The sequence below is a fragment of the Paraburkholderia sp. GV068 genome (genome assembly GCF_003058125.1).
Taxonomy (GTDB): Bacteria; Pseudomonadota; Gammaproteobacteria; order Burkholderiales; family Burkholderiaceae; genus Paraburkholderia; species Paraburkholderia graminis.
Genome location: NZ_QBUB01000005.1, coordinates 143450 through 158273, shown reverse-complemented (window position 1 = coordinate 158273; position 14824 = coordinate 143450). Strand labels below are relative to the sequence as shown.

Genomic DNA, 14824 nt, shown 5'->3' with positions numbered 1-14824 from the left:
CGACGATGCTCGCCGACCTACGGAAAATCGCAGGGCTCGCGTGGCCGGTGCTGATCGGCCAACTGGCGATCATCGCGTTCGGCGTGATCGACACGGCCATGGTCGGCCGTTATTCGGCCGTCGATCTCGCCGCGCTCGGCCTCGGCTCGTCCATCTACATTTCGGTGTACATCGGCCTGACCGGCATTCTCACGGCGCTGCAGCCGATCACCGCGCAACTCTACGGCGCGCGCCGCTATGAAGAGATCGGCGAGGAGATCCGCCAGGCGCTGTGGCTCGCGCTTGCGCTGACGGTGATCGGCTTTCTGATCCTGTTCTTTCCGGGCCATCTGCTGAAGCTCGCGCGCGTGCCGGAGGCGCTGCACGAGCGCACGGTGTCGTATCTGCGGATACTCGCGTTCGGTCTGCCCGCCGGTCTCGTCTTTCGCGTTTACGGTTCGATCAGCAATGCAGTCGGCAAGCCGCGGCTCGTGATGATTCTGCAGATCGGCGGCCTGTTGCTGAAGGTGCCGCTCAATACGTGGTTTATTTTCGGCGGTCTCGGTGTGCCGGCGCTCGGCGGCCCTGGCTGTGCGCTGGCAAGCAGCCTGATTAACTGGGCGCTCGCGCTCGTCGGCATGCTGCTGCTCACGCGCGTCGACGTGTTCACGCCCTTCGCGATCTTCCGGCGCTTTTGCTGGCCGGTCTGGCGGCGCCAGGCGGCGCAGTTGCGGCTCGGCATCCCGATGGGACTGTCGTATCTAATCGAAGTCACGTCGTACACGTTCATGGCGCTTTTCATCGCGCGCTTCGGCACGACGACGCTCGCCGGGCATCAGATCGCCGGCAACATCGGCGCGGTGTTGTACATGACGCCGCTGTCGATCGGCATTGCTTCGTCGACGCTCGTCGCTCAGGCGCTCGGCGCGCATCGCCCGGAAGCGGCGCGCACGCTGTCGCGGCACGGCATCATGATGGCCGTCGCGATCGCCTGCTGTTACGGCGTCATCGTGCTCGCGCTGCGCCCGTATGTGATCGAAGGCTATACGCCGAATGCGCAAGTCGTGGCCGCGGCGATGCCGCTCGTGCTGATCGTCGTGTGCTACCACGCGTTCGACGCGTTGCAGATCACCACCGCGTTCGTGCTGCGCGCGTACAAGGTCGCGGTCGTGCCGACCGTGATCTACGCGGTGGCGCTATGGGGCGTGGGGCTCGGCGGCGGCTATCTGCTCGGCTTCAATGTGAGCGGCACGATCCCGCCGTGGTTGACCGGCGCACGCGGCTTCTGGGTGGCCAATACCGCGAGCCTCGCGATTGCCGGCATCGGCTTGCTGCTTTACTGGCGAGTGGTCAGCAGGCGGCACGTGCGCGCGGCCGCGGCGTTGCGGGCGGATGCTGGGGTTTGATGGTGGAAGTCGCGGGCGGTCGCACTGCGGTGCGGTTGGTTGAAAGCGCGGATTGTTTCTATGTCCGCCCCCCGTACCGGGCGCGGGCGGGCCGGGCATAGGTGCAGTGCGTGTGTTGAGCGCAGGTTCCGAACGCCGGTTCCAGGCGACGACTAAACGCAGCCGCTCAAATACGCGGCCCGCATCCACCGCTTCAACCCGCATCCGCCGCTTCAACCCGCGCCTCCGCCCCTCCCGCCTCCCGATCATGCCGCTCGAAAATCTCGCGTGCGGCAAAGAGCGCGTTCAGCGCCGCCGGAAAGCCGGCATACAACGCCATCTGCATGAACACTTCGACGATTTCCTCGCGCGAGCAGCCGACATTCAGCGCTGCTTCGATATGCACCTTCAACTGCGGCTGCGCGCAGCCGAGCGTGGCAAGCGAAGCGATCGTCGCAATTTCGCGCGCGCGCAAATCGAGCTGCGGACGGCTGTAAATATCGCCGAAACCGAATTCGATCAAAAGACGCGCGAAGTCCGGTGCGATCGGCGCGAGCGCGGCGATGACCTGCTCGCCCGCCGAGCCGTCGATTTCCCTCAGCTTGTTCCAGCCTTGCGTGTAGCGGTCGTTTTGTGCGTGGTCCATGGTGAGTCCTTTTCCGAGTGTGATAGGGATGACGTGTCGTCGATCCGCCGTGTCCGGCCGCCCGCCGCGGGCGTCTGGCCGGCCGCTTCGCCTTCGTAATACGCGATCTTGTCGATGATCGCGCCGAGGTTCGTCTGCAACTCGGCGATCCGCGCCAGCACCGCATCGCGATGCGCGGCGAGCAGGTCGCGACGCGCGCCCATCGTCTGCTGACCCTCGGCCCGCAGCGCCGCGAAGGCCTGCATGCCGGCGATCGGCATGCCGGTCGCCTTCAGGCGCATCAAGAACCGCAGCCAGTCGAGGTCGGCCGGCGAGTACAGGCGATGCCCCGCCTGCGTGCGGCCGACCGCGCGAATCAGCCCGGCCTGCTCGTAATAGCGTAGCGTGTGCGTGGAGACGCCGATGGTTTCGGCGACCTGCCCGATGGTGAGTGCGTTCGACGTTTTCGACATGACAGGACTCAGGTTAGGACTTCGAGTGCACTCTAAGTCAAGCGCGCCGCGCTGTCATTCGCGCTGTCGTTTATTGCCGCTCATTCGTCGACACGGCCACGCGCGCGCGGACGATGTGAGCAATCGGCGCACAACCGCCTTATATCGAGGCAAAAGGTTTAAAGATTGTTCATGGCGATTTACTTGCCATCAATCGATCGGTATAAATCGTCGGCGTTCGCAAATAAAGGGGCGCATTTGTCCTATGCTTATGCGCAGCGCCTGCTGAGCGATGCGTCGCCCGTTTCCGGCTAACTTTTTGCCCCCAATGGAGTGCTTGCCATGCTGAAAAAGCTCGTGATGCTTTGCGTTGCTCTCGCGTTCTCGCTGTCGGCCGGATTCGCGGCAGCAGTGGAAGTCAACTCCGCCGATCAGGCGGCGCTCGAATCGGTCAAGGGCATCGGGCCCGCGCATGCGAAGGCGATCATCGAAGAACGCAGCAAGAACGGCCCGTTCAAGGACGCCGACGATCTGGCCGCGCGCGTCAAGGGCATCGGCAGCAAGTCGGTCGTGAACCTGGAAGCGGCGGGCCTGACGATCAACGGCTCGTCGACGCCGCCCACGGGTGCAAAGGCGGCCGCCAAACCTGCGGCTACGCCGTCCGCGGCCACGAAGCCGACGGAGACGAAGGCCGCGCCCACGGCTAATACGACCGCGACCGCGGCCACAACGCCGGCAACCGCGGCGCCGGCCACGCCTGTCGATGCTTCGGGCGCTAAGGCGTCCAAATCCGCAAAGTCATCCAAGTCGAAGAAGGCTAAGGAGGCTGCAGCGGCATCGGCGCCTGCGGGCACTGCTACTACCGCCACAACCACGGCCACCGCCGCCACGGCCGCGAGCGCGCCGGCCGACGCGTCGGGCGCCAAAGCATCGAAGAAGAAAGCGAAGAAGAGTAAAGCCGCGTCGGCAGCGGCGGCTTCCGGCGGCGCATAAAGAACCCGTCCGATGCAAACCGTGTCGGACATTGATCGAACAGCAAGGCAGTGCGCCGCGCAGCGATGTTTGCGCCGTGGGCGCACCCAGTGCAGCCGGCACAGTTGGCGCACCACGGGCACCACCGCACCGCACGCACTACCTTCTTTCCCCTCGACGCCGCGCAGCCGCGCGGCGCCTCACCCGCCGGCCCGTCATCGACGTGCCGGCATTCAAGAGAGACCCATCATGAGCCTACTCGATACCCTCGGTTCCCTGGTCGGTAAATCGCCCGAAGGCGGCGGCCAGGCAGCGCTGATCACAGCCGCACTCGAATTCGTCAACAGTCAGCCGGGCGGGCTGAACGGCCTGATCCAGCGCTTCCAGGAAAAGGGCCTCGGCGAGGTCGCATCGTCGTGGGTCAGCAACGGCGAGAATCAGCCGATCGCCGCCGACGCGCTGCATAGCGTGCTCGGTTCCGACGCCGTCGCCGGCCTCGCCGCGAAAGCCGGCGTGCAACCGGATCAGGTCACCGGCCTGCTCGCACAAATCCTGCCGCACGTGGTCAACGCGGCCACGCCGGAAGGCGAAGTGCCGGCCGAAGGCAAGCTGAACGCAACGACCGTGCTGGGCGCGCTCGGCGGTTTGTCGGCGCTGTTCGGCAAGGGCACGGCCTAAGCGAAATCGGGCTGGCGCGAGCGGCGTGAGCGATTGAAGCGCGCCTCGACGCACCGAGCGGACCGCTGAAGCAAGCGAACCACTCCTGCCGGCCACGGAGCAGCAAAAAAAAGCGGCAACGAAGTCACCTTCGTTGCCGCTTTGCCATCTACGCGCGCTTGATTACCGCGCGTGAGACCGTTCGTGACGTGTGGCTCAATGCACCACGCGCTCGAACACCAGGTTGCCGTCTTCCAGTTCGACCGGAATCACATCCTTCGGACCGAACTTGCCCGCCAGAATCAGCTTGGCGACCGGGTTCTCGATCTCCTGCTGGATCGCACGCTTCAACGGCCGCGCGCCGAACAGCGGATCGTAGCCGACCTTGCCGACGTGCTCGAGCGCCTCGTCGGAGACCACCAGTTGCATGTCGAGCTTCGCGAGCCGGTCATGCAGACGCTGCAACTGAATCCGCGCGATGGACTGCACGTTCGAGCGGTCGAGCGCATGGAACACCACGACGTCGTCGATCCGGTTCAGGAACTCAGGGCGGAAGTGCAGCTTCACCTCCGTCCACACCGCGTCCTTCACGGCTTCCTGCGGCTCGCCGACCATCGCCTGGATGACCTGCGAACCCAGGTTCGACGTCATCACGATCACCGTGTTCTTGAAGTCCACGGTACGCCCCTGGCCATCGGTCATACGGCCGTCGTCGAGCACTTGCAGCAGCACGTTGAACACGTCCGGATGCGCCTTCTCGATTTCGTCGAGCAGAATCACGCTATACGGCTTGCGACGCACCGCTTCTGTCAGATAACCGCCCTCTTCGTAGCCGACATATCCCGGCGGCGCGCCGATCAGACGCGCGACGCTGTGCTTCTCCATGAATTCGCTCATGTCGATACGGATCAGATGATCTTCCGAATCGAACAGGAACGCCGCCAACGCCTTGCACAGCTCGGTCTTGCCCACGCCGGTCGGCCCGAGGAACAGGAACGACCCGTACGGACGGTTCGGATCGGACAGACCCGCGCGCGAGCGGCGGATCGCGTCGGCCACCGCGCTGATCGCCTCGTCCTGGCCGATCACGCGCTCATGCAGCTTGTCTTCGATCTGCAACAGCTTCTCGCGCTCGCCTTGCATCATCCGCGAGACCGGAATGCCGGTGGAGCGCGACACGACTTCCGCGATTTCCTCGGCGCCGACCTGCGTGCGCAACAGGCGCGGACGCGTCGGATTGTTCTGCTCCTTCGCCTCGGCCTGCGTCACTTCCTTCAGTTGCGCCTCGAGACCCGGCAGCTTGCCGTATTGCAATTCGGCGACTTTTTCGAGCTTGCCTTCGCGCTGCAAACGCGTGATTTCCGCACGCGTCTTGTCGATCTCTTCCTTCAACTGCGCGCTGCCCTGCACCGCTGCTTTTTCCGCGGTCCAGATTTCCTCGAGGTCCGAATACTCGCGATCGAGCCGCTCGATTTCCTCTTCGATCAGTTGCAGACGCTTTTGCGACGCTTCGTCCTTCTCTTTCTTGACGGCTTCGCGTTCGATCTTCAACTGGATCAGCCGACGGTCGAGCCGGTCCATTTCTTCGGGCTTCGAATCAATTTCCATCTTGATCTTCGACGCGGCTTCGTCGATCAGATCGATTGCCTTGTCCGGCAGGAAACGATCGGTGATGTAGCGATGCGACAGCTCGGCCGCCGCGACGATCGCCGGGTCGGTAATGTCCACGCCGTGATGCAGTTCGTACTTTTCCTGCAAGCCGCGCAGGATCGCGATCGTGGCCTCGACCGTCGGTTCGTCGACGAGCACCTTCTGGAAGCGGCGCTCGAGCGCGGCATCCTTCTCGATGTACTTGCGGTATTCGTCGAGCGTGGTCGCGCCGACGCAATGCAGTTCGCCGCGCGAGAGCGCCGGCTTCAGCATGTTGCCCGCGTCCATCGCGCCTTCGGCCTTGCCCGCGCCGACCATCGTATGAATTTCGTCGATGAAGACGATGGTCTGCCCTTCGTCCTTCGCGATGTCGTTCAGCACGGCCTTCAGGCGCTCTTCGAATTCGCCGCGATACTTTGCGCCCGCGAGCAACGCTGCCATGTCGAGCGACAGCACGCGCTTGCCCTTGAGCGTCTCCGGCACTTCGCCATTGACGATGCGCTGCGCGAGCCCTTCGACGATCGCGGTCTTGCCCACGCCCGGCTCGCCGATCAGCACCGGATTGTTCTTGGTGCGGCGCTGCAGGATCTGAATGGCGCGCCGGATTTCGTCGTCACGGCCGATCACCGGGTCGAGCTTGCCGGCCCGCGCGCGCTCGGTCAGGTCGACCGTGTACTTCTTCAGCGCCTCGCGCTGGCTTTCGGCGTCCTGGCTGTGCACTTGCGAGCCGCCGCGCACCGCCGCAATCGCGCTTTCGAGCGACTTGCGCGACAAGCCATGCTGACGCGCGATGCGGCCGGCCTCGCCCTTGTCGTCGGCGACCGCGAGCAGAAACATTTCGCTCGCGATGAACGTGTCGTTGAGCTTCTGCGCTTCCTTGTCGGCCTGGTTTAGCAGTCCGGTCAACTCGCGGCCGATCTGCACATTGCCGTCGGTGCCCTGAACTTGCGGCAGACGCGTGATGGCGTCGTCGAGCGCGGTTTGCAGCGCCTGAACGTGCACGCCGGCGCGCGACAGCAGCGAACGCGCGGACCCGTCCTGCTGCGCGACGAGCGCCGCGAGGACGTGAACCGGTTCGATGTATTGATTGTCATGGCCGACCGCGAGACTCTGCGCGTCCGCCAGCGCTTCCTGGAATTTAGTGGTGAGTTTGTCGATTCTCATGCGAGACCTCCAATTTCGATTACCACCAAAATGAGGCGTTTTATTCAGGTTTCAAGCGCTTTTTTGTCCTCAGGACGTAGTTTTTAACGTTGCACGCGAAGAAAAATGCGCGACGCTTCGCGCGAGCCGCGTTCAGGCGACCGGCAGCGGGTTGTCGCTCGCCGGCTCGACGGGCACCGCCGGCACGACCGGGATCACCGTGCGGATGCCGAGCAAGGCCGCCAACGGCCCTTGCGGACCCGCGACTTCATCGATCGTATGGCGATCGAGTTCGGAGAGAAAGGCATTACGCGCAGCCTCGAGCACGTTGCGCAACCGGCATTGAGGCGTAATGACGCAAGGACGGCGTTCGCCGTTCTGGTCCGGCAGACACGCGACCAGCGCGAAGTCGCTTTCCGTCGCGCGCACGATCTCGCCGACCGTCAGCTTGCGGGTGCGCTCGGCAAGCCGCAAGCCGCCGTTACGGCCGCGCACGGTTTCCACCCAGCCCAGTTCGCTCAACTGCTGCACCACCTTCATCAGGTGGTTCTTGGAGACGCCGTACGCGTCGGAAATGTCCTGAATGGTCGACAAGCCCTCGCCGCGAATAGCGAGGTATAAAAGGACGCGCAGCGAATAATCGGTGTAATCGGTCAGTCTCATGGTTGCAGTATCACAATGAGCGCAAGCCGCGATCCGTGGGATAACCGCGTCGATGCAAGGGTTGCCGGGGGCCGCGGCTTCGCCATAAGATGCAGGGTTGGCACATGTTTAATTATGCTGCATCGATGAATCCGGGCCTTCGACGCCAATGGTAACGTTTCGCGCCGCGCCTATTCACACCAAAAGCGCGCTATTTTGAGCTGACTTCCGCGGAACTGGTAGTTTTTATGGCAGTTCCGGACGCCCGGTGGCGCCCGGTGGCGCGCTTTGACGAATCGCAGCGCAATCGTCGCATATTTCTGGAACCCGCATGAAACCGTCTTTTCCGGCCGCGCCGGTTGTCGAGCGCGCCGCCGAGCCTACCGAAACGAACATCCGCGAGCTGGTGTACGCGTTTTATGACCGCGTGCGCGCCGATCCGCTGCTCGGGCCGGTGTTCGACGCAACGCTCGCGGGCCGCTGGGACGACCATCTGCCAAAGATGTGCACGTTCTGGGCGAGTCTCGTGCTCGGCGCGAAGCAGTACCGCGGCAATGTGCAGCAGGCGCATCAGCCGCTCGAGGGAGTCGAACCGCAGCATTTCAGCCGCTGGCTGTACCTGTTTCTCGACACCGTCGAATCGCGTTACGAGCCGGCTGCGGCCGTGCGCTTCATGGAACCGGCGCTGCGTATCGCGCAGAGCTTGCAGCTAAGCCGCTTCGGCTGGGACTACAAGATTCCGGCGGAACAGCAGGCGTTGCTCGAACGGGTGGCGCCGAAGCGGCCTCGGGCGGACGACGAACCGCATCTTCCCGCACGGCCCGCCGGGGAACCGTTTCCGACGCGCATTATCGGTAAATCGCGGGACGAGTGAGAGCGGTTGGCGCCGTGCCGAGCGAGCGCCCGGCGCTTACTCCAACCCGCCGTTGCCCGACTCGATGCCCCAGCGCGCAAGCGCCGCGTCATCGGTCACGCGGGCGTCGACCCAGCGCTCGCCCGCCTCGGTTTTTTCCTTCTTCCAGAACGGCGCCTGCGTCTTCAGATAGTCCATCACGAATTCGCACGACGCGAATGCGTCGCCGCGATGTGAAGCGGTGGTCGCGACCAGCACGATCTGATCGAGCGGATAAAGCTTGCCGACGCGGTGCACGATCAGCACCTCGATGCCCGGCCAGCGCTCGCGCGCGCTCACGATGATCGCTTCAAGCGACTTCTCGGTCATGCCCGGATAGTGCTCGAGTTCCATCGCCTCGACGGTGCTGCCGTCGTTCAGATCACGCACCGTGCCGACGAAACACGCCACCGCGCCGACCTTCGGATTGCGGGCGCGCAACGCGGCGACCTCGGCGGTGAGATCGAAATCTTCGGTCTGGACACGAACGGGCATAGCGGGCTCCTTGCGGCTCAACCGCCCGTGACGGGTGGGAAGAACGCGACCTCGCAGCCTTCGGTGATGCGCGTGCCGGCGTCGGTCATCACGTGATTGCAGGCCATGCGCAGCGCGCGGCCTTCGGCCAGCGTGTCGGCCCAGATGCCGCCGCGCACGCGCAGCCATGCGCGCACGTCGCCGACGGTCGCGATGCCCTCGGGCACCTCGACGGTTTCGTCGGCCAGGCCGAGCGCTTCACGCACGCTCGCGAAATATCGCAGTTGAATCTTCATGGGATGCCGCCGGCTCAGCCGGCCTCAATTCAGCAATTCGGAAAAAGGAATGAAGCGCACGGTTTCGCCCGCGCTGATCGCGTGATTGGCCGGATTGTCGATCAGCCCGTCGCCCCATACCGTCGACGTCAGCACGGCCGAGCTCTGGTTCGGGAACAGGTCGAGCCCGCCCTCGGCATTGATGCGCGCCCGCAGGAATTCATTGCGGCGATCGGCCTTGCTCTGCGTGAAGTCCGCGCGCAGCGACAGCGCGCGCGGCACGACGGCCTGCACGCCGGCAAGACGCAGAATGAACGGACGCACGAACAGCAGAAAGGTGACGAAGCTCGATACGGGGTTGCCTGGCAGGCCGATGAAAAACGTGTCGGCTGAAGGGGTAGCGGGAGCCGCGGCTGAATCTTTTGCCGAGCCGCTGTCCACCCCGCGGCGCACCGCGCCGAACGCCAACGGCTTGCCCGGCTTCATCGCGATCTGCCACATCGCGAGGCGCCCTTCCGCTTCGACGGCCGGCTTCACATGATCTTCCTCGCCGACCGACACGCCGCCGCACGTCAGAATGAGATCATGCGCCTGCGCGGCTTCCCGCAGCGTGGCGCGCGTCGCATCCAGACTATCGGCGACGATGCCGAAATCGCTCACCTCGCAGCCGAGCTTCTCGAGCAGGCCACGCAGCGTGAAGCGATTCGAGTTGTAGATCGCGCCGGGCTTGAGCGGCTCGCCGGGCATGGTCAGTTCGTCGCCGGTAAAGAACACGGCGACTTTCACGCGACGGCGCACGGGCAGTTCCGCGCAACCGACAGACGCCGCGAGCCCTAGCGCCTGCGGCGTGAGCCGCGTGCCGGCCGGCAGGATCACCGAGCCGCTGCGGATGTCCGCGCCTTGTGCGGTAATCCATTCGCCCGGCTGCGGGCCGTGCAGGATAGTGACTTCGTCGGCAGCGGCTTCCGTTTGCTCCTGCATCACGACCGCGTCCGCGCCCGGCGGCACGGTCGCGCCGGTGAAAATGCGCGCCGCCGTGCCGGGCTTCAGCGGATCGGGCGCGTGGCCGGCGGGAATGCGTTGCGATACCGGCAGGCGGCGATTGCTGTGCGTCGTGAGGTCGGCGGTGCGGATCGCGTAGCCGTCCATTGAACTCGTGTTCATGGGCGGCACGTCGAGCGGCGACACGACGTCGGCCGACAACACACGGCCCGACGCTTCGAGCGTCGGAACCGACTCGCTGCCGTCGACGGCGCGCGCGGCGTCGAGCAGGGTCGCGAGTGCGTCGGCAGTGGCGAGCATCGGAGCGCGGGGCGTGGGAGTGGACATCTGTGGTTTCAGGCCGCTGGTCAAAAGAACATTGTAGCGGGCCAACGGCGAGCCTTGTCGGGTCGGCGATGCTGGCACCGACCCGCCCTTCGATACTCAGGCGCCCGTATTCGCGGCAATGAAGTCCTTCACGCGCTGCGCGTCCGCCGGCAACACTTCGAAGCGCTGCGGCAGCGACTCCAGTCCCGCGAACGCCGCCGGACGCTCCGGTTCGCGCAACAGCGCTTCGCGAATCGTTTCACCGAACTTGATCGGCTGCGCGGTCTCCAGCACGATCATCGGAATGCCCGGCTGCAGATGTTCGCGCGCAACCTTCAGGCCGTCGGCGGTATGCGTGTCGATCATCGTGTCGTAGCGCTGGAACACGTCGCGGATCGCCTCGACGCGATCGTCGTGACTGCTGCGGCCCGACACGAAACCGAACTCCTTCACGCGCGCAAAGTCGCCGCTCGCCGCAAGGTCGAACCCGCCCTTTTCCTCGACGTCGCGGAACAGTTGCAGCACGCGCGACGGATCGCGGCCGAGCAGATCGAACACGAAGCGCTCGAAGTTAGACGCCTTCGAAATGTCCATGCTCGGGCTGCTCGTGTGATACGTCTCGGCCGCCTTGCGCACGCGATAGATGCCGGTGCGGAAGAACTCGTCGAGCACGTCGTTTTCGTTCGTGGCGACCACGAGCTTTTCGATCGGCAGACCCATCATGCGCGCGATGTGCCCTGCGCACACGTTGCCGAAGTTGCCCGACGGCACCGTGAACGACACGCGCTCGTCGTTGCTCTTCGTCGCCGCGAAGTAGCCCTTGAAGTAGTAGACGACCTGCGCGACGACGCGCGCCCAGTTGATCGAATTGACCGTGCCGATCTTGTACCGCGCCTTGAACGCGTGATCGTTCGACACCGCTTTCACGATGTCCTGGCAGTCGTCGAACACGCCCTCGACCGCGAGATTGAAGATGTTCGGGTCTTGCAGGCTGTACATCTGCGCGGTTTGAAACGCGCTCATTTTCTTGTGCGGCGACAGCATGAACACGCGAATGCCCTGCTTGCCGCGCATTGCGTATTCGGCGGCGCTGCCGGTGTCGCCCGAAGTCGCGCCCAGAATGTTCAGCGTTTCGCCGTGCTTCGCGAGCGCGTATTCGAACAGGTTGCCGATCAACTGCATCGCCATGTCCTTGAACGCGAGCGTCGGACCGTTCGACAGTTCGAGCAGCGACAGCGGCGCGCCGTTTTCGACGCCAAGCGTTTTGAGCGGCGTGATCTGCGCGGCGCTTTCGTCGTCGCGCACGTTGCTGTACGTGGCCGCCGTGTACGTCTTGCGCGTGAGCGCGCGCAGGTCTTCGGCGGGAATGTCGTCGCTGAACTTCGACAGAATTTCGAAGGCGAGGTCCGCGTACGGCAGCGTGCGCCAGCGCGTGAGTTCGTCGGCGCTGACGCGCGGATAGTCGGCCGGCAGATAGAGGCCGCCGTCTTTCGCGAGACCGCCGAGCAGGATTTCGGAGAAGGTGTGGCGCTCGCCGGCTCCGGCGCCGCGCGTTGACAGGTAGTTCATAGTTGGCCTAGTTCAGCGCTTCCATGCGCAGCTTCGTGACTTGCGAGACAACGGTCTTCAATGCTTCGATCGTTTTGATCGCCGCGTTGACGTGCTTTTCGACCGTTTCGTGCGTGATCAGGATGATGTCGGTCTCGCCCTTGCCGTTGGCGTCGACCTGTTCCGATTCCTTCTGCAGCAGCGCGTCGATCGAGATACCCGTGTCGGCCAGAATGCGCGTGATGTCGGCCAGCACGCCGGTCACGTCGGCAACGCGCAGACGCAGGTAATAGCCGCTCGTCACTTCGTCGATGGGCAGAATCGGCGTGTTCGACAGACGGTCCGGCTGGAAAGCCAGATGCGGCACGCGATGCTCGGGGTCGGCCGTGTGCAGGCGCGTCACGTCGACCAGATCGGCGACGACCGCCGACGCCGTGGGCTCCGCGCCCGCGCCCTTGCCGTAGTAAAGCGTGGTGCCGACCGCGTCGCCGTGCACAACGACCGCGTTCATTGCGCCTTCCACGTTGGCGAGCAGACGCTTGGCCGGGATCAGCGTGGGATGCACGCGCAATTCGATGCCCTTGTCGGTACGGCGCGCGATGCCGAGCAGCTTGATGCGATAGCCGAGTTCCTCGGCGTATTTGATGTCGATCGCGGCGAGCTTGCTGATGCCCTCCACATACGCGCGGTCGAACTGCACCGGCACGCCGAACGCGATCGCGCTCATGATCGTCGCCTTATGCGCGGCGTCGATGCCTTCGATGTCGAAGGTCGGGTCGGCTTCGGCGTAGCCCAGTTCCTGCGCGGCCTTCAGCGCGGTCGCGAAGTCGAGCCCGCGGTCGCGCATTTCCGAAAGAATGTAGTTCGTCGTGCCGTTGATGATGCCCGCGATGTACTGAATCTGATTGGCCGTCAAGCCTTCGCGCAGCGCCTTGATGATCGGGATGCCGCCCGCGACGGCCGCCTCGAACGCGACCATCACGCCGTTCGCGCGCGCCGCCTCGAAGATCTCGGTGCCGTGCACGGCGAGCAGCGCCTTGTTGGCCGTGACCACGTGCTTGCCCTTGCCGATTGCGCGCAGCACCAGATCGCGCGCCACGCCGGTGCCGCCGATCATTTCCGCGATGATGTCGATCGACGGATCGTCGACCACCGCGTTGAAGTCGTCGGTCAGCGCGACGCTCGCGGCTTGCGCGCCGAGCGCCGCCGTCGCCTTGGCCGGATTGCGCACGGCGATGCGCGCAATCTCGATGCCGCGGCCCGCGCGACGTTTGATTTCATCCTGATTGCGGCGCAGTACCGTGAAGGTGCCGCTGCCTACCGTGCCGAAGCCCAGCAGTCCAACTTTGATCGGTTCCATGCAGCGTGGTGTCGTGTAGTGATTAAGGGAATTCGGGTGCCGGTTGGCCGGTGCGCGCAGCGGACAGATCACGCGTTGCGCACCGTATTGTGCGCTACGCCGTGTGACGTTTGCGATAACCGTCGAGGAAGCGCGCGATCCGGTTGATGGAATCGGCCAGATCGTCGACGTTCGGCAGGAACACGACGCGGAAATGATCCGGCGTCTTCCAGTTAAAGCCGGTGCCCTGCACGAGCAGCACGCGCTCCTCCAGCAGCAGGTCGAGGATGAACTGCTGGTCGTTCTCGATCGGATAAATCTTCGGATCGAGGCGCGGGAACATGTAGAGCGCCGCCTCCGGCTTCACGCAGCTCACGCCCGGAATCGCCGTCAGCATGTCGTACGCGAGCTCGCGCTGCTTGTAGAGGCGCCCGCTCGGCACGATCAGGTCGTTGATGCTCTGATAGCCGCCGAGCGCGGTCTGGATCGCGTACTGGCCTGGCACGTTCGGGCACAGGCGCATGGACGCGAGAATGCCGAGCCCTTCGAAATAGTCTTTCGCGTTGCGGCGGTTTTCGCCGGTGAGACCCGAAATGAACATCCAGCCGGCGCGGTAGCCGCACGAGCGGTAGCTCTTGGACAGGCTGTTGAACGTGACGGTCAGCACGTCTTCGGACAGCGCGGCCATCGACGTGTGCGTCTTGCCGTCGTAGACGATCTTGTCGTAGACCTCGTCGGCGAAAATCACGAGGCCATGCTGGCGCGCGATTTCGATGAGGCCGAGCAGCAGTTCGTCGGAATACAGCGCGCCGGTCGGGTTATTCGGATTGATGACGACGAGCGCGCGCGTATTCGGCGTGATTTTCGCGCGGATGTCGTCCAGGTCCGGCATCCAGCGGTTCGATTCGTCGCAGATGTAGTGCACGGGCGTGCCGCCCGCGAGGCTCACGCCGGCGGTCCACAGCGGATAGTCGGGCGCGGGCAGCAGCACTTCGTCGCCGTCGTTCAGCAGCCCCTGAAGCGCCATCACGATCAGCTCGGACGCGCCATTGCCGATGTAGATGTCGTCCAGTTCGACGCCGTGCACGCCCTTTTGCTGCGTGTAATGCATGATCGCCTTGCGCGCGGCGAACACGCCCTTGGAGTCCGAGTAACCGGACGAACCAGGCAGATTCAGGATCATGTCCTGAATGATTTCGTCCGGCGCTTCGAAGCCGAACGGCGCCAGGTTGCCGATGTTCAGCTTGATGATGCGATGGCCTTCTTCTTCGAGCCGCTTCGCATGTTCGAGGACGGGCCCGCGAATGTCGTAGCAGACATTCAACAACTTGTTGGATTTGAGAATCGGTTTCACGGCGGGCACTTCATCCTGGTTAATGTCCTGGTTAATGTCCCGGTTAAGGGCATTGAGGGCTTCAAGGCTTGAGCTCGGGGCTGGCGGCGAACGGCTCGGCCAACCGGCTCTGGCGAACAAATCGACGGA

14 protein-coding genes are annotated in these 14824 nt (G+C 64.3%); 4 read left to right on the top strand and 10 right to left on the bottom strand.

Annotation, left to right across the window (positions count from 1 at the left end):
* Positions 1 to 5 precede the first annotated feature (5 nt).
* Entirely contained in the window at positions 6 to 1385 is a 1380-nt protein-coding gene (locus C8K18_RS12870; protein ID WP_107707691.1) for an MATE family efflux transporter, read from the top strand.
* A 193-nt stretch (positions 1386 to 1578) separates the two neighbouring features.
* On the opposite strand, the gene C8K18_RS12865 is transcribed toward C8K18_RS12870, so the two are convergent.
* On the bottom strand, positions 1579 to 2010 hold the full coding sequence (locus tag C8K18_RS12865) for a carboxymuconolactone decarboxylase family protein (RefSeq protein ID WP_006048855.1): 432 nt from the start codon (positions 2008 to 2010) through the stop codon (positions 1579 to 1581).
* Complete coding sequence (locus tag C8K18_RS12860; protein ID WP_053858018.1) at positions 1962 to 2462, bottom strand: MerR family transcriptional regulator; 501 nt, start codon at positions 2460 to 2462, stop codon at positions 1962 to 1964. Before C8K18_RS12860 ends, C8K18_RS12865 begins: the two co-directional genes overlap by 49 nt.
* Positions 2463 to 2783: 321 nt before the next feature.
* Between C8K18_RS12860 and C8K18_RS12855 the strand changes: the two genes are divergently transcribed.
* Both C8K18_RS12855 and C8K18_RS12850 read left to right on the top strand, forming a co-directional pair.
* Positions 2784 to 3434 (top strand): helix-hairpin-helix domain-containing protein, encoded by a 651-nt coding sequence (locus tag C8K18_RS12855; protein ID WP_107707690.1) that lies wholly within the window; start codon positions 2784 to 2786, stop codon positions 3432 to 3434.
* Positions 3435 to 3446: 12 nt separating this feature from the next.
* Positions 3447 to 4091 (top strand): YidB family protein, encoded by a 645-nt coding sequence (locus tag C8K18_RS12850; protein ID WP_370882110.1) that lies wholly within the window; start codon positions 3447 to 3449, stop codon positions 4089 to 4091.
* A gap of 195 nt (positions 4092 to 4286) precedes the next feature.
* On the opposite strand, the gene clpB is transcribed toward C8K18_RS12850, so the two are convergent.
* Positions 4287 to 6884 (bottom strand): ATP-dependent chaperone ClpB, encoded by a 2598-nt coding sequence (clpB, locus tag C8K18_RS12845; protein WP_006048851.1) that lies wholly within the window; start codon positions 6882 to 6884, stop codon positions 4287 to 4289.
* A gap of 132 nt (positions 6885 to 7016) precedes the next feature.
* Entirely contained in the window at positions 7017 to 7526 is a 510-nt protein-coding gene (locus C8K18_RS12840; protein WP_107707689.1) for an Rrf2 family transcriptional regulator, read from the bottom strand.
* A 310-nt stretch (positions 7527 to 7836) separates the two neighbouring features.
* Here C8K18_RS12840 and C8K18_RS12835 point away from each other — a divergent pair, with 310 nt between their 5' ends.
* Complete coding sequence (locus C8K18_RS12835) at positions 7837 to 8379, top strand: group III truncated hemoglobin (RefSeq protein ID WP_029971376.1); 543 nt, start codon at positions 7837 to 7839, stop codon at positions 8377 to 8379.
* 36 nt (positions 8380 to 8415) lie between these two features.
* Here C8K18_RS12835 and C8K18_RS12830 read toward each other — a convergent pair whose 3' ends face one another.
* From C8K18_RS12830 to C8K18_RS12805, 6 genes are all read right to left on the bottom strand, one after another.
* Positions 8416 to 8892: a molybdenum cofactor biosynthesis protein MoaE gene (locus tag C8K18_RS12830; protein ID WP_006048848.1), complete on the bottom strand. Its 477-nt coding sequence runs from the start codon at positions 8890 to 8892 to the stop codon at positions 8416 to 8418.
* Between the two features lie 17 nt (positions 8893 to 8909).
* The gene (gene moaD, locus C8K18_RS12825) at positions 8910 to 9167 is read right to left on the bottom strand and encodes a molybdopterin converting factor subunit 1 (protein ID WP_006048847.1); all 258 of its coding nucleotides are present in this window, start codon (positions 9165 to 9167) and stop codon (positions 8910 to 8912) included.
* Between the two features lie 24 nt (positions 9168 to 9191).
* Positions 9192 to 10448: a gephyrin-like molybdotransferase Glp gene (gene glp, locus C8K18_RS12820; protein WP_107707688.1), complete on the bottom strand. Its 1257-nt coding sequence runs from the start codon at positions 10446 to 10448 to the stop codon at positions 9192 to 9194.
* A 123-nt stretch (positions 10449 to 10571) separates the two neighbouring features.
* Positions 10572 to 12023 (bottom strand): threonine synthase, encoded by a 1452-nt coding sequence (gene thrC / locus C8K18_RS12815; protein ID WP_107707687.1) that lies wholly within the window; start codon positions 12021 to 12023, stop codon positions 10572 to 10574.
* Positions 12024 to 12030: 7 nt separating this feature from the next.
* Entirely contained in the window at positions 12031 to 13362 is a 1332-nt protein-coding gene (locus tag C8K18_RS12810) for a homoserine dehydrogenase (protein WP_107707686.1), read from the bottom strand.
* 94 nt (positions 13363 to 13456) lie between these two features.
* Positions 13457 to 14704 carry a pyridoxal phosphate-dependent aminotransferase gene (locus tag C8K18_RS12805; RefSeq protein ID WP_029971373.1) on the bottom strand — a complete coding sequence of 416 codons (1248 nt, stop codon included), beginning with the start codon at positions 14702 to 14704 and terminating at the stop codon, positions 13457 to 13459.
* Positions 14705 to 14824: the final 120 nt, after the last annotated feature.

Coding starts and splice junctions, on each gene's coding strand:
- C8K18_RS12870 (WP_107707691.1), top strand. CDS start 6: ATGCTCGCCGACCTACGGAAAATCGCAGGGCTCGCGTGGCCGGTGCTG.
- C8K18_RS12865 (WP_006048855.1), bottom strand. CDS start 2,010: ATGGACCACGCACAAAACGACCGCTACACGCAAGGCTGGAACAAGCTG.
- C8K18_RS12860 (WP_053858018.1), bottom strand. CDS start 2,462: ATGTCGAAAACGTCGAACGCACTCACCATCGGGCAGGTCGCCGAAACC.
- C8K18_RS12855 (WP_107707690.1), top strand. CDS start 2,784: ATGCTGAAAAAGCTCGTGATGCTTTGCGTTGCTCTCGCGTTCTCGCTG.
- C8K18_RS12850 (WP_370882110.1), top strand. CDS start 3,447: ATGCAAACCGTGTCGGACATTGATCGAACAGCAAGGCAGTGCGCCGCG.
- clpB (WP_006048851.1), bottom strand. CDS start 6,884: ATGAGAATCGACAAACTCACCACTAAATTCCAGGAAGCGCTGGCGGAC.
- C8K18_RS12840 (WP_107707689.1), bottom strand. CDS start 7,526: ATGAGACTGACCGATTACACCGATTATTCGCTGCGCGTCCTTTTATAC.
- C8K18_RS12835 (WP_029971376.1), top strand. CDS start 7,837: ATGAAACCGTCTTTTCCGGCCGCGCCGGTTGTCGAGCGCGCCGCCGAG.
- C8K18_RS12830 (WP_006048848.1), bottom strand. CDS start 8,892: ATGCCCGTTCGTGTCCAGACCGAAGATTTCGATCTCACCGCCGAGGTC.
- moaD (WP_006048847.1), bottom strand. CDS start 9,167: ATGAAGATTCAACTGCGATATTTCGCGAGCGTGCGTGAAGCGCTCGGC.
- glp (WP_107707688.1), bottom strand. CDS start 10,448: ATGCTCGCCACTGCCGACGCACTCGCGACCCTGCTCGACGCCGCGCGC.
- thrC (WP_107707687.1), bottom strand. CDS start 12,023: ATGAACTACCTGTCAACGCGCGGCGCCGGAGCCGGCGAGCGCCACACC.
- C8K18_RS12810 (WP_107707686.1), bottom strand. CDS start 13,362: ATGGAACCGATCAAAGTTGGACTGCTGGGCTTCGGCACGGTAGGCAGC.